The sequence below is a fragment of the Bradyrhizobium sp. USDA 372 genome (assembly GCF_053629095.1).
In genome coordinates this window covers 7169634-7191315 of the sequence record NZ_JBRJHR010000001.1, presented here as the reverse complement: position 1 = coordinate 7191315, position 21682 = coordinate 7169634, and the positions used below count along the sequence as shown (strand labels likewise).

Sequence of the window (21682 nt, the reverse complement as noted above, 5' to 3'; positions counted from 1 at the left end):
GCATGGATGATCACAGCGATTCCCCCATTTTTCGCGCCGGCCGCGCAACCACGGCCTGCGGCACGTCATAGGCGCTGAGCGAGGCCCAGTGACGCGCGATATCGGCGCGGAACAGGCCGCGCGTCAGGCCGTGGACCAGCTTTGGAACAGCGGTCGTCATCGCGTTGATCGACGATCCCGACGGACCGAAGCTCATGGTGGAGGCGATGGCGAAGAGATGGACGTCGGAGATCCACGGCGTCGTTCCCGGCACGCGCTCGGTGAAGGAATAGTCGTCGGCAAGATAGGGAAAGCGGCCGAGCCGTTCGTTGCGTTCGTCTTCCGGCGGCTGGTAGCGGTCGGTCCAGGTGGCGATGTTGCCGGCGAAATTGGCGAGCTCGCCGCGACCGGCAAAGTCCATGTCGATGCCGGTACCGCAGATGACGAAATCGGCCGTGATGGCTCCGCGTGGCGTCTGGAGTTCAACGCCTTTGCCGGTCTTGCGCGCGGCTTCGACCGGCGCGCCCTCGTGCAAGGTGAAATTGGCGTGACGCGCGCAGCGGTCATAGGTCGGTTGCGGAAATCCCTCGCGCATTTCGAGGATCTTGCGCATGAAGCGCCAGCGCCAGGCATCGTCGAGATCGCTGAGATGGCGCAGGAAGCCGCGAAAGGTCAGCCAACGATAGGGCTGGATGACCTGGATCTGCGCACGGCGGCACAGCAGGTGTACCTCGGCGGCCCCGGCTTCCAGAGCCGTCGCCGCATTATCGAAAGCGGAGGCGCCGGCACCGATGACGGCGACGCGCTTGCCGCGCAGGCTTTCGAAATCGATGTCGTCGGCAACGGTTGCAACGGAGCTCGCCGGCAGATGCGCTAGCTGCTCCGGGATCATCCAATCGCCCATGCCCTCCTGCCCCGTCGCGAGCACGATCTTGCGGGCATAGAGCGTTTCGTCCGCTCCTGCCCGTTTCACGCGCGCAGCGAGCAGGCCGTCAGCCGCCGGCCCGATCTCCAGCAGCTCACAAGCATTGCGCACCGGCAGGCCGACCGTGCGCCGCAGCCAGAGCAGGTACTCTGCCCAATGCTCCCGCGCGATCAGGCCGAGCTCCTGCCAGCTCGCCTTGCCGAAGCGGGCCTCGTGCCAGGATTGGTACGTCAGGCTGGGGATATCGAGATCGGGCCCGGTATAGTCCTTCGGGCTGCGCAATGTCGGCATCCGGGCGTAGGTGAGCCACGGGCCCTCCTTCCCCTCCTCGGCCTTGTCGATCAGCAGAATGTTGCTGACGCGCGAGCGCAGCAGGCCGAAGCCGATGGCGATGCCGGACTGGCCGGCGCCGATGATGAGGACATCCAGCGCCGGCTTGCCATCGGGTCCCGTTTTGGGATCGAGCCAGGCAGCGCCGGGATGCGCGATCCTGGAGAGATCGGCGCGAATATCGGCTTCGAGCTGGGTGAGCGCCTCACTCATGCCGCGAGCCAGCCTCCGTCGACCACCATCACGGTGCCGGTCGTGAACGAAGAGGCGTCGCTGGCGAGATGCAGCGCGGTCTGCGCGATCTCCTCGGCCTGGCCGAACCGCTTCATGGCGTGCCGGTTGCGCGAGGCTTCGCGCACTTCGTCCGGATTGGCGTGGCGGGCAAAGCTGCGGCGAAGCATCGGCGTGTCGATCGCGCCAGGCGCGATCGCGTTGACACGGATGCCGTCGGTGGCGAAGTCCACCGCCATGGTCCGGGTCAGGCTGATGATCGCGCCCTTGGCCGCGATATAGGCGCTGTTACCCTTGCCGCCGGCAATGGCGAGCTGCGAGGCCAGCGTGATGATCGAGCCGCTGTTCTGCCGCTGCATCTGCGGCACCGCGGCCCGCGCCCACAGCCAGGTGCCGCCGACATTGGCGCGGAACACCGCATCCCAGTCATCCAGGCTCGTCGTCAGCACCGTGCCGCCACAGGAGAAGCCGGCTGCCGTCATCAGGATGTCAAGCCGGCCGTGCCGGGCCACGACGTCGCCGACGACCGTCTCGGCGAATGCGGCATCGCCGACGTCGCCGACATGCATCGTTGCCTCGCTCAGCAGCCTCAGCGTGTCCTCGAGGCCAGCGGCATCACGATCGACCAGGGCAAGGCGCGCGCCCTCCTCCGCGAACAGTTTTGCGCTGGCGCGGCCGATGCCCGAGCCCGCGCCGGTGATGATGGCGGTGCGCCCATTCAGCCGCATCTCAGATCCACTCCTTGTGCTGCTCCAGCCAGGCGCTCATCGCGGCAGCGGACTCGGCGCAGCCGAACCGCGCGCGCCAACCGAATTCGTCGGCCATTCGCGTCACCGACAGCGGCGCGCGATAGGGCCCGTGCAGCTTGATGGCCGTCTTCTCTCCCGGCGCCGCGAGCCGGCACTCCAGGCCGGGATGCAACGCTGCGAACGCCTCGCCCCATTGCAATGCGGGCCACGCCCCGCCGTTCGAAATGTTGTACAGCCGGTGACGAGGGCGCTCGGCTTCGACCAGAAGCGCGACAGCTTCGGCAGCGTCCGGCGCGTAAGTCCAGTCTCGCAGACCCGGCTCCGGCATGATGGCCGGCTCGCCGCGAGCGAATGCGGCCAATATCTGATATTGGAGGCTCGGCGTATCGCGCACGGACCCGGGGCGCTCCCACGGCCCGAAGACCGCAGTCAACCGCACACTCAGGAAATCACCGCCAAAAAGTTCGGCGTGCCGTGCCACCGATCGTTCCGAGGTGAACTTGCTGATGGCGTAGAATGAGACGGGATCGCAGGGCGTTTCCTCGTCCAGAATGTCGACCCGCGCACCCGCCGCGCCATAGGCCGACGCCGACGACAGATTGACGACGCGGCGAACGCCATGGCGGCTCGCGGCTTGCAGGATCGGGATCTGCGCCATGACGTTGATCTCGAGAACGCGCGCGGTCGATGCCCTTTCGAGGTCATCCCCGGCGGTCACCGCGGCGCCCAGCACGATCGCATCGCAGCCCTTTGCGACAAGGGCATCGATGGTCTCTGCGTCGGTAATATCGCCCTGCACCGCTTTCAGCCGTGCGCCGAAGTCGGCAAGAGATCGCTGCGCGGATGGCGGCAACGGTGCACGATCATACAGCGTCACCTCGTGCCCACGCGCGAGCAGCACCTCGGCCAGATTGAGGCCGACAAAACCGGTGCCGCCGAAGATGACGATCTTCATCGCGCGCGATCCACCATCACAGCAGCTTGGCTCCAAAATTCCGCTCCGGATCCATGTCGGCAACGAGCCGGCCGGTGGGCTTGGCCGCCTCGCCGCCGCTGCGCGCCAGGAATTTTCCGCTGCCGGCGCGCGCAAGACACTTGTCGCCCTCGATGATCACGCGGCCGCGCGAGAGCACCGAGACCGGCCAGCCCTTCAGCTGGCGGCCCGCGAACGGCGTGTAGCCGGCGAGATCGTGCATCATCTCGTCGGCGATGGTGACCTCGCGGTTGGGATCCCAGATCGCGATATCAGCATCGGCGCCGACGGCGATCGAGCCCTTGCGCGGATGCAGATTGTAGATCTTTGCCGGCGCCGTCGCGGTCAGCTCGACGAATTTTTCCAGGCCGAGCCGTCCCTTCGACACCATCGCGTCGAACAACAGCGGCAGCCGCAGCTCCAGGCCCGGCAGGCCGTTGGCGACCTGCTTGAAGTTGGGATTGGGACCGGCGCGCAACTTGCCGGTCTCGTCATAGCGATACGGCGCGTGGTCCGACGAGATGGTCTGGAGATCACCGAGCGAGAGCGCCTGCCACAGCGCCTCCTGGTCGGCATGCGTGCGCGGCGGCGGGCTGCACATCCACTTCGCGCCCTCAGCACCCGGCTTGTCGAGATCCGCAGCGGTCAGGAACAGATATTGCGGGCAGGTCTCGGCGAAGACCTTGAGCCCCTGCCCGCGCGAGTCGCGGATCACCTTGGCACCCTCGGCTGTCGAGACATGGAAGATCATGATCGGCTGGTCGATCAGCGCCGCCATGCCAATCAGCCGGGTGAAGGCTTCCGCCTCCGAGACGCGGGCGTGGCTGACGGCGTGGTATTTCGGCATGCTGTAGCCGCGCGACAGCAGCCGCTTCACCATCCAGGCGATGATGCCGTGATTCTCGGCATGCGCACACAGCATCGCGCCGGATTGGCGCGCCGCAAGCAGGATGTCGAGCAGCGGCTCGTCGTCAACCTTGAGGCGGTCGTAGGTCATGAAGATCTTGATCGAGGCATGGCCTTGCTTCACCAGCGCGGGAATGTGCTCCTCGACCGTCTCCTTGGTCGCGTCCGCAATGATCATGTGAAAGGCGTAGTCGATCACCGCCCCCTTCTTCGCCAGGGCGTGATAATCCTCGACGACCTGCGGCAGCTTCATGCCGACATGCTGAGCCGCGAACGGGATCACCGTGGTGGTGCCGCCGAAGGCGGCGGAGACGGTGGCGCTCTCGAACGTATCGGCGTTCATGATGCCGGCGGCCGAGAGCTGCTCGATATGGGCGTGGCTGTCGACGCCGCCGGGCAGCACCAGCTTGCCGCGGGCGTCGATTTCGCGCTTTGCGGGCGGAAGCCCGCGGCCGATCGCCGCGATGGTCTCGTCGGAGATGGCGACGTCGGCCTCGAAGACGTCGGTCGTGGTGGCGACGCGGCCGCCGCGGATGATCAGGTCGTAAGCGGGTTCAGTCATGAGGCACTCCGTGATAGGCTCAAGGCACGTTCGCTAAATTTCGCAGGAAGATCATCATGTCCCGGCCGCGCATTCTCGTCATCAACCCGAACTCCAACCACAAGGTCACGCAGGGGCTGGAGGATGCGTTGAAGCCGCTCGATTTCGAAGGCGGACCCGAAGTGGTCTGCCAGACGCTGGCCGAGGGTCCGTTCGGCATCGAAAGCCAGGCGGACGCCGATAGCGTTGCGATACCTTTGCGGAAGCTGGTCGAAAGCGACAACAGCTCGGCCGCCTTCGTCATCGCCTGCTACAGCGATCCCGGGCTCCAGGTCTGCCGTGAAGGCACCGACCGGCCGGTGTTCGGCATTGCCGAGTGTGGCGTGCTGACGGCGCTTTCCCGCGCGGAGACCTTCGGCGTCATCGCGATCGCGCAGCGCTCGATCCCGCGGCACATGCGCTATCTCAGGCAGATGGGCCTGACCGACCGCTTTTCCGGCGAGCGGCCGCTGAACATGAGCGTCGCCGAAACCGCCTCCGGTGAAGGCACGCTCGCCAAGATGATCGAGGTCGGCCGCGCGCTGCGCGACGAGGACGGTGCCCGCGCCATCGTGATGGGCTGCGCCGGCATGGCCCGCCACCGCCGTGCGCTGGAAGACGAGCTGCGCATTCCCGTGATCGATCCGACACAGGCGGCCGTCACCATGGCGCTGGGTACGGTGCGCTTCTCGGCTCACTAGGCGTCCTTCAGCTCTTTGGTTTCCTGGCGCGCGAGCCATTGCGCATGGCTCTCGCGGACCAGGGCAAACGTGTCACGCTGGGTGGTGTAGAGGTTGCCGAACATGCGGCCGATCGGCCGATAGGCGTCGAGATCGACATACATGTTGGCGGTGTCGACGAGGCCCTCGCGGGCGTGAACCCGCACGACCTCGCCGACCAGGAGCTCGCGATCGGGCGAGAAGGTCAGCACGACATGGCGCCGGCATTCCAGCGCGAACGGCGCCGCAGCGAGGCGCGGCACCTTCACGTCCACGGAGGGAAGCGTCGCCAGGCCCGTCGCGGCGACCTCGCTGTCGCCTGAGGGGAAATCGACCGCGCAGTCGTTCATCGCGACCGACAGCGCCTCGTCCACCATATGCACCACGAATTCGCCGTCGCGATGGATGTTGCGGGTGGTGTCCTTCGGCGAGTGGTCCGGCTTGTGCTGGAGCCCGAGCACGATCAAGGCCGGGCTTTCGGAGAACACGTTGAAGAAGCTGAACGGCGCGGCATTCACCGCCCCGTTCTCGTCCAGCGTGGTCACCAGCGCGATCGGCCGCGGCACCACCACGCCGCAAAGCAGCTTGTAGCGATCGCGCGGATCGAGCTCACGCAAGGAGATGCCCTTGTCAGCCATCGGGGTCAGTTCTCCGGCGGCGGCACCGCGCCGGTCTGGCTGGTGATCAGGCCGTAATGCTCGATGCGGCGATGCCGGCCGAAATCGAAGATCGTGGTCTTGCCGAAGGTGGTGGCGTCGAGGTCGCAGGCGTGAACCAGAACCTCGTCGTCGTCTGTCTTCGCCTCGGCCACGATCTCGCCATTGGGATCGACGATCAGGCTGCCGCCGAACAGCGGGTGACCGTCCTCATTGCCGGCCTTGGCGACCGCGACCACCCAGGTCGCGTTCTGATAGGCGCCGGCCTGCACCGAGAGGCGATTGTGGAACAGGCGCTTCTCGACGCCCTCCTCACTCTTCTCCGCATTTACCGACGGCGTGTTGTAGCCGATCAGAACCATCTCGACGCCCTGCAGGCCCATGACGCGATAGGTCTCGGGCCAGCGGCGGTCGTTGCAGATCGCCATGCCGATGATGCCGCCGAGCTCGCGCCAGACCTTGAAGCCGAGATCGCCCGGCTCGAAATAGCGCTTCTCCAGGTGCTGATGCGAGCGCTTGGTGTCGTATTCCACATGGCCCGGCAGATGCACCTTGCGGTATTTGCCGACGATCTTGCCGGATTTATCCGTGAGGATCGCGGTGTTGAAATGATGACCGTCCGGCGTCAGCTCGGCGTAGCCGAAATTCATCGCCATCCCGTGCTGCGCCGCGCGCTCGAACAGCGGCCTGGTTGCCGCGTTCGGCATCTCGCGTTCGAACCAGATGTCGAACTCGGCGCGGTCCTCGACGTACCAGCGCGGGAAGAACGTCGTCAGCGCCAGCTCGGGATAGACGATCAGGTCGGCGCCCTTCGCTTTCGCCTCGTCCATCAGCGCGACCATGCGCTTGACCACAACCTCGCGGCTGTCGGCTTTCTGGATCGGGCCCATCTGGGCGGCGGCGACATTGACGATGCGCATCAGCGAGTTCCTGGTGATGTCTGGGGGGGAAGGGTCGGCTTGTAGGATCTTCCGCCGCGCCGAGCATAACGCGGCTCCGTGCCGATATTCCAGCCAAGCAGCTTTCATGCCGTCCGCCCCCATTCGGCATCCTGCAACAGCCGCCAGTTGATTTTGTTGCTGGCGGTGCGCGGCAGGGACTCGACGAAAACGACGGCGCGCGGCGCCTTGTAGCTTGCCATCGCGCCGCGTGCCCAGCCGACGATATCATCGGCCGAAGTCGTCGCGCGCGCGGCGTCATCGAGCACCACCAGCGCCTTGACGGTCTCCCCGCGATAGCCGTCCGGCGCTGAGATGATGCAGCATTCCCGGACGGCGCGGTTCTGGTACATCGCCGCCTCGACCTCGGCTGGCCACACCTTGAAACCGCTGACATTGATCATCCGCTTCAGGCGGTCGACGGCGAAGAAATAGCCGTCGGCATCGCGGTAGCCGAGATCGCCGGTGCGCAGGAACCGCTTGCCGTCGCGTTCGATGAAGGCCTCAGTATCCGCCTGCGGCCTGTTCCAGTAACCCTGCAGCACCTGCGGCCCATGCACGATGATCTCGCCGACCACGTGGTCGTCGAGCTCGATCAGGCTTTCGGGATCGATCACCCTGGCGTCGGTCTCGTGCACGGCGATGCCGAGGCATTGCCGCTTGGGCGCGGCCATCGGATTGAGGTGCGTCGGGGACATCGTCTCGGTCATGCCGTAACCCTCGACGAAATCCAGGCCGAACCGCCCCTTGAGCCGTTCGGCGACCGCGGTCGGCATCGCCGCGCCGCCGCCAGTCAGCACCTTGAGCTTGGCAAAGCATTTGTCGCGGAAGCTGGCGCTGGCGAGCACATCCACGATCATGGTCGGCGCGGCGTTCCAGAACGTGACGCCATAGGTCTCGAACAGGTCGGGGAGCAGATCCTTGTCCCAACGCGCCATCAGCAGCAGCGTGGCGCCGGAGACGATGGCGGCATTCATCGAGCCCTGCATGCCCGCGACATGGAACAGCGGCATGAAGCCGGTCATCACGTCGCTGCCATTGAGCCCATACCAGCGCGCTTGCAACACGGCGGTGAACAGCGCGCTGCGATTTGTATGCATGCACGCCTTGGGCTTGCCCGTCGTCCCGGACGTATAGGGCAGGATCATGAGATCGTCCGGCCCCGCCTCCATCGCACCCGGCTGCAGGCCTTGCGCGATCGCGGGCGACCACGAATGCCAGCCCGGCGACGACGGCACTTCCGACGGCGCGTCGGTCGCGCTGCGCGGCAGCGTGTAGGGCGTGGCGGCTGGAACCTCGTCGCGATATTGCGCGACGATTGCATGCGTGATGGCCTCGCCGACCAGTGGCGCAACCACATCGCTCAGCTCGCTGCCGATGATCGCGACTCTGGCGCCGCTGTCCGCGGCGAGGTACGCGATCTCTGCAGTCTTGTTCATGGGATTGACCGGTACGATCACGGCGTCCGCCCGCATCACCGCGTAATAGGCGACGACATATTGTGGCGAGTTCTGCAGCGCGATCATGACGCGGTCGCCGCGCTTGATGCCGCAAACGCTTTGCAGGAAGCCGGCCATGGCATCGACCCGGTCGCGCAGCTCGGCGTAGCTCAGGCTCGCGCCGTAGAACACCGTCGCCGGATGCGATGGCCGTTCACGTGCAGCACGCACCAGCGCGTCGTAGAGCGTCCCCTCCGGCATCGCGAGATGCCAGGGCTCGTCCGCCGGCCAGGCCGGTGACCTCAGGGACGTTGTGTGGCTCACCCGTGCTCCTTGTCAGCGACATCGAGACCGTGGTCGAGCGCGTCCAGAAGCTGGTTAGCCTCGCGCTCGGAGATGATCAGAGGCGGTGCCAGGAACAGCGAGGTCTGCTCGCCGCTTGTGCCGATGACCGCGCCGGCCTCCAGCGCCCGCTCCGCGACGCGCGAGGCGATCGGCACCTCCGTGGTGTCGGCGTGCCAGCTGCGCCAGTCCGGACCGTACAGCTCCACCGTCCAGTGCAGTCCCTGCCCCGCCACGCGCTGCACGCTCGGATGCTTTTGTGCGATCGCAAGCAGGCGTCGCGCAAACAGCTTCTCGAGGCTCGCGACGTGCTCCAAAATCTTGTCGTCGCTGACGACCTTCAAATAGGCGCTCACCGCTGCCATGCTGATCGGATGGCCGCGCAACGTGCCGTAATTCTGCCAGCTCGTGCCCTTGAGCCGCTCGACGATGTCCTTCGACACCACCACCGCGGCGACCGCCGCCGCCCCGCCGCCCAGTGATTTGCCGAGCGTCACGATGTCGGGGCGGCTCTGCGCGCCCTGGAATGCGAACCAGCGGCCCGCGCGGCCTGCGCCGGTGACGACCTCGTCCGCGATCCAGTACGAACCGGCCTCTCGCGCGCAGCGCGCGACCTCGTCCTGATAGGCGCCGTCGAAATAGATGCCGCCCTGGGTGTAGTCGATGATCGTCGCCGCGGTGTCCGACAAGAGGCGCGGCGCGTCAGCCAGATATTCGCTGGGCGGCGCGTTGTTGGCCGGCGCGCCATAGATCGCGCCATTCGGCGCCGGCAGAATCCGCACCGGTGCCATCGGTGCCGGCAATTTTGAGCCGCCGGCGTGCACCGCGAGGCCGCCGTGCCATTGCGGCTGCACCGTCATGCTGCGGGACAGGCCGGTGATGCCGTGATAGGCGCGCTCGCGCGTTGCCAGCGCGGAGCGCTGCGTCAGCGCCTGGCACAGCGACAGCGCCATGTCGTTGGCCTCGCTGCCGCTGATGCAGAAGCGCACCGCGCCGACCCAATCCTCTTCGCCCTTGAAGGCGGTGGCCATCAGATCGTCGGCGGCCTGCTCGCGGCCAACCCAGGTCCACCCTTCGTTGACGACGGGCGTATCCGCCGCGCGGCGGACCGCCTCCACCATTGCGGGATGGCGGTGGCCGAGACCGCCGCCGGTGTTGCTGCCGTCGATCAGCTTGCGGCCGTCCGCAAGGTGAAAGTAGACGCCCTCGCCGCCGACCACGGCCATCGGTGCGGCCTCGCCCGCGTTCAGCCCGGTTCGCAACAATCTGCTCATGGCCAATGCCTCACTTCGCTGTCGCGGCGCCGTAGCCGCCGCCACCGCACATCTCGATCGTGACGAGATCGCCTTGCTGCAATACGAGGTTCGACTTGCCGTCGATCGTGACGTTTCGGCCCTGCCGGACCAGCGAGATGCGGCAGGCCTTGCCGGGATAGCCGCCCTGCATGCCCCAAGGCGCCATCACCATGCGTTCGATGCAGGTGGTCAGGTGCATCGATGGCGCCAGGATGCGGTAGGTGCGGACGGAGCCGTCCCCACCGCGATGCGCGCCCGCGCCGCCGGAATTCCGGCGGATGGCCTGCTGCTCCAGCCGGATCGCGTAATTCGCCTCGATCACCTCGACCGGCGTGTTCGAGGTGTTGGACAGATGCACCCGGGTGGCGGAGGTACCGGCTCGATCGTGCCGCGCGCCTTCGCCGCCGCCATGGACCTCGTACAGCATCTTCCACGACCCGTTCGGCCGCGGCTCGGCGAAGAATAGCACGCCGGCGGTGGTCGCCCCGCCCGCCGACAGGCGCTCGGGAATGGTGTCCTGCATGGCGCGGAAAATCGCATCGACGATGCGCATGGAGGTCTCGTGATTGCCGGCGGCAACCGAGGCGGTCCAGCCGGGCTCGAGGATCGAGCCCGGGCGCGTGATGATGGTCAGCGGCCGCAGCGCGCCGGCGTTCTGCTGCATGTCGCGTCCGCTCATGATGCGCGCGGCATAGGCCACCGCCGAGCGCGCCATGAACGGCGTCGTGTTGCAGAAATTGGAGACCCGATCGCAGCTTCCGGAGAGATCGAAGGTCGCTCCATTCCCGCGAATGGTGATCTTCACATGGATCCGCGCCGGCGCATTGTTTGCGCTGCCGTCGTCGAGATAATCCTCACCCTCGTAGACGCCATCCGGCAAGTCGCGCAGCGCTTCCCGCATCTCGATTTCGGAGAGATCGTGCAGGCGCGACTGCGCCGCCATGAAGACCGCCTTGCCATGCTCGCGGCAGAGCTCGACGATGCGCTTCTCGCCAGCCTTGGTCGCCGCGATCTGGGCGAGCAAGTCGCCCTCGCAGGATTCGGCATCGCGAACGTTGGCTTTGAGCAGCTGCACGATCGGCGTGTTGAGGCCGGCAGCAGTCGCGATCAGCACCGGCGGAATCCGCATCGCCTCCTGGAACGTGTCGACCGCCTTGGCGAAATAACTGCCGGGCCAGGTGCCGCCGATGTCAGGCCAATGGGCGAGGCTGACCGCGAAAGCCACGATCTCGCCGTCGAAGAAGACGGGCCGCACGACCTTGACGTCATTGAGATGATTGCCGCCGAGCGCGCCGATATTGTAGATGACGACGTCGCCGTCGTTCAGGCCATCGCGCGGCATCACCTTCAGGAGTTCGGGGATGGTGTAGGCCATCGCGCCGAGATGGATCGGAATGTCGCGGCCCTGTCCGACCAGGCCGCCGTAGCCGTCGGTGATCGCCGACGACAGGTCGCCGGCTTCGCGCAACAGCGGCGAGCGCGCCGAGCGCGTCATGACGAGGCTCATCTCCTCGGCCGCGGCCGAGAGCCCGTGCCTGATGACCTCGACGACGAAGGGATCGAGCTTCATGCCGCCCTCCGCCTCAGGAACAGATTGCCTGATGGATCGGGCCTCGCCTGCCAGCCCGGCGGCACCACCACGGTCGACCAGGCGTCTTCGATGATGGCGGGACCATTGATGGTCTCGGTGAGCGAGGCGCGGTCGACGATCGCGGTTGCGATGTCATGGAAGCCGTCGAACGAGCAGGTGCGCGTGCCCGTAGACACCGCCCTCGCCGCTGTCGCCGGCCGGCTGACAACGGTTGTCGACGGGCGCCGGGCCTGCACCCGCACGGATTCGATGACGCAGGGCTCACCGGTCGCATAGCCGAACAGCTCGTGATGCCGCGTCAGAAAGTCCTGCTTCAGCCTGACAACGTCGAGCGGCAGCGTGAACGATACCGGAATGGCGTCATTCTGCGCCGCATAGCGCATCAAGGCCACCAGCTCGACCTGGATCTCCGCTCTTGCAACATTGTTGGCGAGAAGCGGCGCCGAGGCATCGGCAATCAGGGTTTCGATCCGCTCCGAGACGCCGGCGAGATCGATGCCGTCGAGGGCAGCGCGAAGGGTCTGCTGCTGCAGGAAGCTGAAATCGGCGGTGAGGCAGCCCAGGGCCGAGAACGCACTCGAGGCACTGGGCACGACGACCTCTGCAATCCCGTAGAGATCGGCAAGGCCCGCGGCATGCATCGGGCCGCCGCCGCCGAAGGCCAGCAGCGTGCAGTCGCGCCCGTCGATGCCGCGCTCGACCGTGACGCGGCGGAGCGCGCGGGCCATAGTCGCGTTCGCGACCTTGATGATGCCGAGCGCCGTTTCGGTCAGGCTCAGTCCGAGTGCGTGCGCAATTGGCGCAATGACACGCTTGGCGCTCTCGATGCCGATGCCGATGCGATCGCCAAGCTTGGTCTCGGGATTGAGATAGCCGAGCACGGCATTGGCATCGGTGATGGTGGGCTCCGTGCCGCCACGGCCATAGCAGGCCGGGCCCGGCTCGGAGCCGGCGCTCTCGGGCCCGACCGTCAGCCCGCCGGGACCGTTGCGCACGATCGATCCGCCGCCCGCACCGATCGAATGCACCGCGAGCATCGGCTGGCGCAGCGGCTTGTCGCCGAGCATGCGGCCGTCGGTCATTTCGGCCTGGCCGTCGACGATCAGGCACACGTCCGTCGTGGTGCCGCCCATGTCGAAGGTCAGCATCCGCGAGCAGCCGAGCTGGCGCGCGATGCTGACCGAAGCCGAGACGCCCGCCGCCGGCCCCGACATCGCCATCACCAGCGGACGCCGCTTCACCGCCGAAATCGGGACCATGGCGCCGGCGGAGTGAAACACCTGCAGGCCGGGCCCGATCGGCAGCCGCTGCTCCAGCTCGCTGAGATATTCCACCGCGATCGGCATCGCGGCCGCGTTGAACACGGTCGCCGAGGTCCGCTCATATTCGCGTGCCTCGGGATTGACCTCGTGCGAGAGCGAGACATGGGCGACGAGGTCCTTGAGCCGCTCGCCCAGCATCTTTTCATGCACCGGATTGGCATAGGCGTGAAGGAGTGCAACCGCGACGCTCTGCACGCCGGTCTCTTTCAGCCACGCCACCAGGCGCTCGATCTCGGCTTCCTCGAGCGCCTTCAACACCCGCCCCTCATGATCGAGGCGCTCGGCGAGCCCGAAGCATCGTTCAGGCGGCACCAAAGGCGGCGATTTCGGCGGAATGTCGAGCCGGTAGAGATCGCGCCGGCGATAGCGGGCGATCTCGAGCACGTCGGCGAAGCCTTCGGTCGCGACCAGCGCCACCTTCGGCAGCCGATTCTCGACGATCGCGTTGGTCACGCGCGTGGTGCCGTGGACGAAGCGCCTGACCTCGCTCTTGCGCAGACCCACCGCCTCGATCGCCTCCAGCATCGCCTGAACCGGTGCGTCGGGGCGCGACGGCACCTTTGCAATCCGCGCTTCCGCGGAATCGCGCCGGATGGCGATGATGTCGGTGAAGGTGCCACCGATATCGGTGCCGACCTCCCAGTGATTGTCGGAGTAGCTCATCTGCACAGTCAGCTACGCGTGACGTCCGGACCGGACGCCAGGTCCTTCCCGGCCATTGCCGCATCCAATGCCAAAGCGAGCACGCTCATCGTCATTCCCTGTCATGCCATCACGGGAGAGCGTGCGACAGAGCGATGGCCGCGGGATAGGGTCGGAGTTGTCGCAAACCACCGAGCCAGCAAGCCGCCGGCATTGCGCGGCGCACCATCGGCTGCACGTTTTGGTGCAGCGCTGCTCGCGCAGAGAGCAGAAGCATACGAAGCCAGAAATGTGCAGCGCACCCTTGGATTCTTCGACACAAATGGGAGCGCCCGTTGCACTGCAATCGGATCGCGCAAGTCCATTTGTCTAATTTGCAGGCGATCAATCTGCGGTGCGGGAGAGAGGGCTGACCAGGAGCTATGCACGCAGGTCGGCTCAGCCTCTCTTTATTGTACGGTCAGTAAGCGAGGAGATCACCGGCCTCAGGAGGCCAGCGACGCCCGCAAGCGTCGCCAACCGATGACGACGCCGGTGATGGAGAACATCAGTCCGAGCGTACAGAGGCTGACAATGAGAGCGTCACGCAGCCGCGCGTGAGCCAGCAGAATCGGGAAATCAAGCGTGTGCAGCGCACTGTAGAGCCAGCGATAGACCCGCCGCGACGGGTCCAGTCTTTGCAGTACCTTGCCATTGGCGGCATCGATATCGAACCAGAGAGCGCCGCAGGGCGTGCGGTAGACAGGAGCCCCCGGAACACTGGATTGCGCCGGATAGTCGTCGTTGCCGGCGAGCAGGAACGGTGCGGCACAGCCGGCGCCAAGGCGCGCCGTCAGATCCCCGATCTCCTGCGTATCCAGGTATGCCGCCTGTCCGTCGCGCGGCGCGTCCCCTGCCCTGATCAACGTCTGATGGCCAAGGGCGAGCCGATCGCGCCGATAGACCCTCCCGCCGAAGGCGAACCATTCGACCTCGCGCGCCGACGGCGATATTGGCGGCAGATCGAGCGGTGAAGCGTCTCGCCAATCCGGGGCGGCATCGACCACGCCCGCCTCTGCCGGCGTCAATTGCCCGCGCGAGAACAGGCGGCCGTGATCCATCGAGAGCCAGCCGCTGAAGATCCAGCTCAGCACGAACAGCGTCGCCGCGAGGCCGATCAGGTGGTGCAGCGCATGCCAGCCACGGTAAGGCGAGCCGAATTGGCCTTTGCGAAACCTGATCCGCACGATTCCGAGCACCGCGCCAAGCAATGCCGCAATCAGGGCCAGCAGCGACAGCGTCCAGACCACGCGATCCCACACCGCCCAGCTGCTGCGCAGAACCGTCGGATAGATCCAGTGCAGCACGCTGCCGGCCCAGTTCCACGCGCGCTCACTGCGCGTCGTATCCAGGACGACCTCCCCAGTCAGCGACGAAACGTAGACCTCCGTTCCAGGGGCATCGCCGAGAGCGGCGCGAAACAAGGGGCGATGGCGATCAAAACCGTTCGGCACGCTCCATTGATCGTAGTCCGACCGCGCGACGATCGCCGCGCGAGGCGCGTCGAGCCCGCGCTGACGGGAATAGGCTTGCACGATGGTGAGCGCGACATCGGCGGACGTCACCGATGCGTCTCCTCTATCGGAGGCGCGGACCGCTCGCGAACCTGCGGGGCCCGAGACGACGTAGACCGGTCCATCACTGCGCTGGATCAGCCGAACACGCGTCCCGTCGGTGATTCCGCTCGCCGCAACGGCGTCCGCGACCGAGATCGTCTTGTCATGATCTAGCGGCGCGAGTCCGGCAAATCGCTCCGCTTCCGTCAGCGACGGAAACGGGACGAAGTGCATCACGATCCCGCTCGCGAACCACATCGCGAACAGCAGGCAGAACGCGATCCCGAGCCAGCGATGCGAGACGACGATCGCGCCCATCATGCGCTCAGCGCCTCACCATTTGAACGCGGCCGAGACCTCGTAGGTGCGCGGCGCGCCCAGGAGGATCTGGTCGGGATAGAACGGATCGCCCCAGATCGCATAGCGCTTGTCGGTGATGTTGCGGACGCGGAAGGTCAGGCGGGCCTGGTCGACCGCGTTGAAGACGGCCTTCGGGATATCGACGAAGGCGTAGACGTCGGCCACGGTGTAGGCCTTCATCGTCACGACGTTCGCGTCGGTGTTGTAGCGGTCGCCGACATGACGGCCGGTGATGCCGAGCTCCACAGGCCAGGGCGTGAAGAACCGGTACGATGCGCCGGCATTGGCCACGATACGCGGTACGTTCGGCGGCGTATTGCCGGAGAACGAGCCACCGACGAAATTGTAGTCGGCATAGCGCGCATCGACATAGGCGATGTTGCCCCACAACCGAAGCGGCTCGATCGGCCGCACCGAGGCGGCAAGCTCGACGCCCTTGGACTCCTGCCGCCCGGCGATATTGAGCGCCTGCCCGCCGGCCGCCGCATAGACGTTCTTGCGCAGGATGTCGTAGGCCGAGAACGACCACTCCGCCCTATTGTCCCAGAACAGATGCTTGACGCCGGTCTCGTAGGTTCGCGACGTCGTCAGGTCCAGTGGCTGGGTCGGCAACAGCAGGAAGATGTTGTTGGCTGCGACGTCGGCGCCGGTGGCGTACTGGCTGAAGAAGGTCAGGCCGGGCACGGCCTCCCAGGTGTAGCCAATGCGTCCCGTCACCGGCGCCCAGTCTTTGGTGTACGGAAAACCCGCCTTCTCTACGCCGTTCTTGTCGGTCGAGTTGCGGTCAAGCCCGATGTGCTCGACACGCAGGCCCCCGATCAGCGCGAAGCTGCGCGTCAGCTTCAAACGGTCCTCGAACGACAACGCCTCGTTGTCGATGCGCGCGGTCTGCTGCTGTGTCGTGAGCAGGCCGTAGAAGCCGCGGTTGGGATCGACCAGCGAAACGGAATCCCCGGGAAAGTTTGCCGCGCCGGGCCTGACGAAATCGAGATAGCTCGACGAGAGCGTCGTGACCAACCGGTTGTCGAATCCTGCGATGTTGGTGTCCCAGATCAGGTCGGTGATGTTGCCGACCAGCCGCTGGCTATGGGCGACATAGAAGCGCTCGCGATCGACCAGGTTCGTGGTGGAGTTGAATGCCTCGATCTCGTTGTTGAACCAGGTCCGTTCGGCGCCATAGCCATAGGCCTGACTTTTCAGCGTGAGGTCAGGCGCGAGTTTCAGCTCGAAGCCGCCGCGCAGCCACACCTCCTGCGCCACGTTGCGGTTATCGAGAACGTTGTAATTGGTGTTGAAGGTGCGGTCGTCGATGGTGACGGCACCGAGATTGGTACCGTTGTAATTCGAGACGTAGTTGCCGGAGACGATCCCCGTCGTCGCATGCGAACCGCTGAAGGCGACCGGCACCAGCGGCGCGCCCCAATAGGCCTTCGAGCGGTCTTCGCGATACTCGACCGCACCCCAGATCTTGAGGCTGTCGGAGACCCGGTAATTGAGCTGGCCGGACGTGCCGAACGTCTTGACGTTGGTGTCGTCGGCAAAGCCGTTGAGCGTGGAACGGCTGATGTCGAAGCGATAGTCCAGCCCTTGCACATTGGTGCTGCCGCCCGAGCCGTAATGCGCGCGGAACGAATTCAGGGAGTCGTACGAGAAGTCCGCCTCGCTTCGGATCGCTCCCGTGTGCGGCTGCTTGGTGACGAAGTTGATCGCGCCGCCGGCGGCACCCTCGCCCGAGATCAGCGAGGCCGGTCCTTTGATGAATTCCACGGCCTCCAGATTGGCGGTGTCGACGATCCGCGACGTCATGTTCTGCGGACCGATCTTGATGCCGTTGTAGAGCGTGTTGATCTGGCTGTTGGTGAAGCCGCGCATCGAGAAGGCGGAAGGTTCGGCCGGGTTGTCGCCGGAGGTGACGCCGACGGCGCCCTGCGCCACCTCGGACACGGTGCGATAGCCCTGCTCGCGCATGGTTTCGGCCGAGATCACCTCGACGGTCGCGGGCGTCTGCCGCACCGTCAGGCCGAGCCGCGAGGCGCTTTCGGCAACGGCATTGGTGTTGAGCGGCGTTTGCGCCGTCGAATCCGGCATCACGGGTTTTGGCGCTGCCGATACCGCCGCCGGCCTGCGCGCTGCCGCGCGGCGCGCGCTCGCCGCCTCTCCTGCTGCCGGTCTGGCCGGCTTGCGCGCCTGGGCGGGCGACACCTCGACGGGTGGCAGCGGCTCTCGGACCTGCTGCGCCAGAGCGGCAGGCGGATCGAGAACGGCGAAGGACGTGAACGCGGCGGAAACCAGCAGGACGCGGCGCGGTCGTGCGATACGGATGGAAGACACGGTACTAAACCTCGGTATGACGTCAGTGGCACGTCACAGCGAACGAGGTCTCACCTTTTGGCCTTGCAGCCGTCCGATGAAGCCGAATGTCTGTACTCCCCGACCGACATCTTCGCGTGTGACCACGGCTGACGGCAGGTCTCCTGGCTCGCGGGTCGTGACCTCTTCGTCGCCTTCCCGGGACCGAGGACCCAGTGGCTCGTGACGAAAGATTCACCGCTCACAGTTGCGGGGGCAGCCGCGGCATTGGGGACAATTTTCCCCGCACCGCATTCCCTTTTCATTCCCTCTCGGGAAAACCGTCGCGAGCATCTAGGATTACCACCAAGACAGAGTCAATGTCCCAGTTGCGGCGTCGTGGCGACCGCACAAGCTTCCCTGGAGATGAGCATGGAAGGCGAGACCTTCCTCTGGTTGATACGGCACGCGGTTGTCGCGGGCGTAGCCGGGACGATCCATGCAGCCGATGCGCCGGCCGATCTCGGCGATCACGCGGCATTGGCGGCTCTCAAGCAGCGCTTGCCCGCGGATGTCGCCGGCTATGCCAGCCCGTCGCGGCGCACGGTCGAGACGGCGCGCGCGCTGGGGCTGGAACCGGAGCTGGTCAGCGAATTCCGCGAGCAGGATTTCGGCGATTGGACCGGCCATCGGCATGACGAGCTCGCCGCGACCGGCGGCGAGATCTACGGGCAGTTCTGGCGCGATCCGGCGCGCGGACGGCCGCCGAACGGCGAAAGCTTTGCGGATCAGGTCGCCCGCGTCCGCCTCGGCCTGTCGCGGATCGGCGCAGGCTCCGCGGCGCTGGTCGTCCATTCCGGCACCATCCGCGCCGCGCTCTGCATCGCGCTCGATCTCGCACCGGAAGCGGCGTTGCGCTTCGTGATCGATCCGTTGTCGCTGACCCGGATCGACCGGCTCGCCAGCGGCTGGCGCGTCGTCTCGGTCAATCAGCGGATCAGCTAGACCGGTCCGGCACATTGGCCTGCGCAAAGGTCGCCATGCCGTTGTGAAGTGCGCAGGCCGAGCGCACCAGCGGCAGCGCAATGGCGGCGCCCGATCCCTCGCCGAGCCTGAGATCGAGGCTGATCAGCGGCTGCACGTTCAGCGCGCGCAACACCAGCCGATGTCCTTGCTCCGCCGATTGATGCGAGGGCAACAGGAACGGCTGGCAGGAGGGATTGAGCCGCGCCGCCGCCAGCGCCGCCACCGAGACGATGAAGCCGTCGATCAATACGGGAATGCGGCGTTGCGCGGCCGCGATGATCGCGCCCGAGATCGCCGCGATTTCGAGGCCGCCGACCGCGCACAGGATTGTCTCGACCGAGGCTCCGGCGACGCGATGGCGTGCGATCGCCGCATCGATCACCCGCGCCTTGTGTACGCGGCCGGCCGCATCGACGCCGGTGCCGCTGCCCGCGATCTCTTCGGCGCTCACACCGAGCAGGCTCGCAGCAATCGCGGCTGACGTCGTGGTGTTGCCGATCCCCATCTCGCCAAAGATCAAGAGATCAGGCCGGCCGGCCTCGGCGCGCGCCACCGCGCGCTGGCCGGCCTCGAAGGCGAAGACCAATTCCGCCGGGGTGAGCGCGGCCTCGGCACTGAAATCGCGCGTGCCGCCGCGCGGCTTGTCGGTGACGATTCCGGCCATCTGCACCTCGGACAGCGTACCGGCGTCGACGACCTCGAGGCTCGAACCCAGCTCGCGCGCCAGCACCGAGATCGCGGCGCCTCCGGAGGCAAAATTCGCCATCATCGCGATGGTGACGGCTTGCGGATAGGCCGACACGCCCTGCGCGACGATGCCGTGGTCGCCCGCGAAGATGATGATCGGGACGCGCGCGGCGCGCGGCTGCTCGGTGGCCTGCAGGCCCGCAAGCTCGATCGCGAGCTGCTCCAGCCGGCCGAGCGCGCCCGTCGGCTTCGTCAGTTGCGCCTGCCGCGCAATGGCTGCCTCGCGATGGACCGCGGAGATTTCGGGGCAGTTCTGGGTGACCCATTCGGGAAGCATGCTGCCTCGCTCAACGCCTGCGTTTGAGAATGTAGCTGTCCATGATCCAGCCGTGCCGCTCACGTGCTTCCTGCCTCGCGGCGGCAATGCGCGAACCCACTTCGGTGAGCGCACCGGACATGAGGATCTGATCGGCCATGCCGAGATAGGCCCCCCACCAGATGTGAAGCCCAGCCGGATCGAGCGACTGGAACGCCGTGCCGCCGTCGAGCATCACGACCACCGTGTCGACGCCCTGCGGCCAGCCTCCCTCGCGCAAGCGCCGGCCCGTCGTGACCAGAAAGGGCTCGCCGATATCGTTGAGCGGCAGCGCATGCGCCGCACACAGCGCCTGGATCGAGGTGATGCCGGGCACGACTTCGATTGTCGGCAACGGATTCAATCGCCGCGCAATGCGCAGCGAGGAATCGTAGAGCGACGGATCGCCCCAGATCAGCAGCGCGACCTTGCCCGCACGGCCGAGATGGCTTGCAATGGTCCGGGACCACGTGGCGGCAACGGCATCGTGCCATTCGTCGACGCCCTTGCGGTAATCGGCCTCGGTCGCGTCGCGCACGGGAAGGTCGAATTCGGCGATGCGCGTCGCTTTGTTGGTGAGCACGTCAGTGCAGATCGTCCGCCTGAGATCGGCGAGATCGGATTTTGCGCTCCCCTTGCGCGGGATCAGGACGAGATCGGCCGCGTTCATGGCGGCAATCGCGGCGCGCGTGAGCTGCTCGGGATCGCCGCAACCGATGCCTATCAGAGAGAGCGTGAGCATCGGGCGTACGGGGCGACCATGACGGCCGCCCCTTGTCTCTTAAGCCGCGTTGTGCAGGCGAGGCGTGACGAGGCCAGGCGCGGTGACACCACGCAGAGACTTCGCCAGCGCCAGCACGGCAAGATCGGCCAGCGGCTCGATCACGATGACCAGTGCGTAGGACGCCGCGAACGTCGCGATGCTGGCGAGGTTGCTCATGGCGAAACCGGAACCATAAAGCGCCCAGAACGCCACCCAGGCGATCACGCCGGCCTGGTAGGTCGTCGAAAGCGCCAGCGCCTGCCGATACTTCAAATCAACATAGGCGCTGTTGCGCGAAATGATCCGGGCAGCGATTGCCTGGATCGCGAACAGCGGCACCAGCAGCGTCGTGACATTCATGCCATATTGCGGCAGGTCGGCCGGCTCGAAGAAAACGCCCTGGAGCAGCAGGCCGAGCGCAAGGCCGAACGCCGCGGGAGCCGCGCCGAACAGCAGGAACAGTGTCGAGCCGAGAATGAAGTGCACCTCGGAGACGCCGACCGGGAAGTGCGGCAGGATCTCGAAGAAGGTGAAGACGAGGCCGGTGGTGGCGAGCGTCCGCGCCGCGAACGACACGACGCCCTGCTCGCGCACGGTCTCGGCCGCAAGCTTCAAGGCAATGCCACCTGCGGCGATGCCGGTTGCGTAACTCAACACGAGCTTGGCGCCCGTCACGACGCCGGGTTCGATATGCATGGCTCAATTCCTTCCTGCCGTCACACCCGACGGCCTTGGCCTCAACACGTGCACGGCCGGTCTCCTGGCTCGCGGTTCACTGGGTTCTCCGGCCTTCCCGGACCTTGCGGTCCAGTGGCGGTTCGGAGCCCCTCACCGCTTACAGTCGCGGGGGCGGCTGGGGTTTTGGGCGCCGCAACTGGGTCCGCCCATCCCCATTCCCGATTATGCTCCGGCGCTTTGCGCCGCGTCGAGCACCATGCCGCTCTTGTGTGCCCCTTTCGCATTGCGGGCGTCAAGGGGCGAACCGCTGCC

At 66.3% G+C, this 21682-nt stretch carries 17 protein-coding genes and 2 riboswitches; of the genes, 2 read left to right on the top strand and 15 right to left on the bottom strand.

Translation table 11 applies throughout. The features are described from left to right. Positions 1–10: 10 nt before the first annotated feature. The 4 genes from AB7M16_RS33460 to hydA are packed head-to-tail and all read right to left on the bottom strand — an operon-like array spanning position 11 to position 4655. Positions 11–1447 carry an NAD(P)-binding domain-containing protein gene (locus AB7M16_RS33460; protein ID WP_453946560.1) on the bottom strand — a complete coding sequence of 479 codons (1437 nt, stop codon included), beginning with the start codon at positions 1445–1447 and terminating at the stop codon, positions 11–13. Continuing rightward, complete coding sequence (locus AB7M16_RS33455) at positions 1444–2193, bottom strand: SDR family oxidoreductase (RefSeq protein WP_453946559.1); 750 nt, start codon at positions 2191–2193, stop codon at positions 1444–1446. The genes AB7M16_RS33460 and AB7M16_RS33455 overlap by 4 nt, the downstream gene beginning before the upstream one ends. A gap of 1 nt (position 2194) precedes the next feature. Further along, positions 2195–3169 carry an NAD-dependent epimerase/dehydratase family protein gene (locus AB7M16_RS33450; protein WP_453946558.1) on the bottom strand — a complete coding sequence of 325 codons (975 nt, stop codon included), beginning with the start codon at positions 3167–3169 and terminating at the stop codon, positions 2195–2197. A 16-nt stretch (positions 3170–3185) separates the two neighbouring features. Then, positions 3186–4655: a dihydropyrimidinase gene (gene hydA, locus AB7M16_RS33445; RefSeq protein WP_453946557.1), complete on the bottom strand. Its 1470-nt coding sequence runs from the start codon at positions 4653–4655 to the stop codon at positions 3186–3188. 56 nt (positions 4656–4711) lie between these two features. Here hydA and AB7M16_RS33440 point away from each other — a divergent pair, with 56 nt between their 5' ends. Next, positions 4712–5374, top strand: coding sequence for an aspartate/glutamate racemase family protein (locus AB7M16_RS33440; protein WP_172784397.1), 663 nt, complete (start codon positions 4712–4714; stop codon positions 5372–5374). On the opposite strand, the gene AB7M16_RS33435 is transcribed toward AB7M16_RS33440, so the two are convergent. From AB7M16_RS33435 to AB7M16_RS33400, 8 genes are all read right to left on the bottom strand, one after another. Continuing rightward, entirely contained in the window at positions 5371–6030 is a 660-nt protein-coding gene (locus AB7M16_RS33435) for a flavin reductase family protein (RefSeq protein ID WP_172784396.1), read from the bottom strand. The two genes, AB7M16_RS33440 and AB7M16_RS33435, sit on opposite strands and share 4 nt — an antisense overlap. A 5-nt stretch (positions 6031–6035) precedes the next feature. Next, positions 6036–6968 (bottom strand): N-carbamoyl-D-amino-acid hydrolase, encoded by a 933-nt coding sequence (locus tag AB7M16_RS33430; RefSeq protein ID WP_453946556.1) that lies wholly within the window; start codon positions 6966–6968, stop codon positions 6036–6038. Between the two features lie 104 nt (positions 6969–7072). Further along, complete coding sequence (locus AB7M16_RS33425; RefSeq protein ID WP_453946555.1) at positions 7073–8749, bottom strand: long-chain-fatty-acid--CoA ligase; 1677 nt, start codon at positions 8747–8749, stop codon at positions 7073–7075. After that, positions 8746–10041, bottom strand: coding sequence for an aminotransferase class III-fold pyridoxal phosphate-dependent enzyme (locus AB7M16_RS33420; RefSeq protein ID WP_453946554.1), 1296 nt, complete (start codon positions 10039–10041; stop codon positions 8746–8748). Before AB7M16_RS33420 ends, AB7M16_RS33425 begins: the two co-directional genes overlap by 4 nt. A 10-nt stretch (positions 10042–10051) precedes the next feature. Continuing rightward, on the bottom strand, positions 10052–11632 hold the full coding sequence (locus tag AB7M16_RS33415; RefSeq protein WP_453946553.1) for a hydantoinase B/oxoprolinase family protein: 1581 nt from the start codon (positions 11630–11632) through the stop codon (positions 10052–10054). Then, on the bottom strand, positions 11629–13638 hold the full coding sequence (locus AB7M16_RS33410; protein ID WP_453946552.1) for a hydantoinase/oxoprolinase family protein: 2010 nt from the start codon (positions 13636–13638) through the stop codon (positions 11629–11631). The genes AB7M16_RS33415 and AB7M16_RS33410 overlap by 4 nt, the downstream gene beginning before the upstream one ends. 464 nt (positions 13639–14102) lie before the next feature. After that, positions 14103–15533, bottom strand: a complete 1431-nt coding sequence (locus AB7M16_RS33405; protein ID WP_212256779.1) for a PepSY domain-containing protein — start codon at positions 15531–15533, stop codon at positions 14103–14105. 12 nt (positions 15534–15545) lie between these two features. Next, on the bottom strand, positions 15546–17903 hold the full coding sequence (locus AB7M16_RS33400; protein ID WP_453946551.1) for a TonB-dependent receptor: 2358 nt from the start codon (positions 17901–17903) through the stop codon (positions 15546–15548). 116 nt (positions 17904–18019) lie between these two features. Continuing rightward, a riboswitch (cobalamin riboswitch) is annotated at positions 18020–18222 on the bottom strand. A gap of 71 nt (positions 18223–18293) precedes the next feature. On the opposite strand from AB7M16_RS33400, the gene AB7M16_RS33395 reads away from it, so the two are divergent. After that, a complete protein-coding gene (locus AB7M16_RS33395) occupies positions 18294–18866 on the top strand; it encodes a histidine phosphatase family protein (RefSeq protein WP_453946550.1) in 573 nt (190 codons plus the stop codon). On the opposite strand, the gene cobT is transcribed toward AB7M16_RS33395, so the two are convergent. Genes cobT through AB7M16_RS33380 form a run of 3 tightly spaced genes read right to left on the bottom strand, consistent with a single transcriptional unit; the run spans position 18859 to position 21388 of the window. Further along, complete coding sequence (gene cobT, locus AB7M16_RS33390) at positions 18859–19911, bottom strand: nicotinate-nucleotide--dimethylbenzimidazole phosphoribosyltransferase (RefSeq protein ID WP_453946549.1); 1053 nt, start codon at positions 19909–19911, stop codon at positions 18859–18861. The genes AB7M16_RS33395 and cobT overlap by 8 nt on opposite strands. Positions 19912–19921: 10 nt before the next feature. Further along, positions 19922–20671, bottom strand: coding sequence for a precorrin-6A synthase (deacetylating) (cobF, locus tag AB7M16_RS33385; protein ID WP_453946548.1), 750 nt, complete (start codon positions 20669–20671; stop codon positions 19922–19924). Between the two features lie 39 nt (positions 20672–20710). Beyond that, a complete protein-coding gene (locus AB7M16_RS33380; protein ID WP_260383036.1) occupies positions 20711–21388 on the bottom strand; it encodes an energy-coupling factor ABC transporter permease in 678 nt (225 codons plus the stop codon). Positions 21389–21425: 37 nt separating this feature from the next. After that, positions 21426–21644, bottom strand: a riboswitch (cobalamin riboswitch). Between the last annotated feature and the right edge of the window lie 38 nt (positions 21645–21682).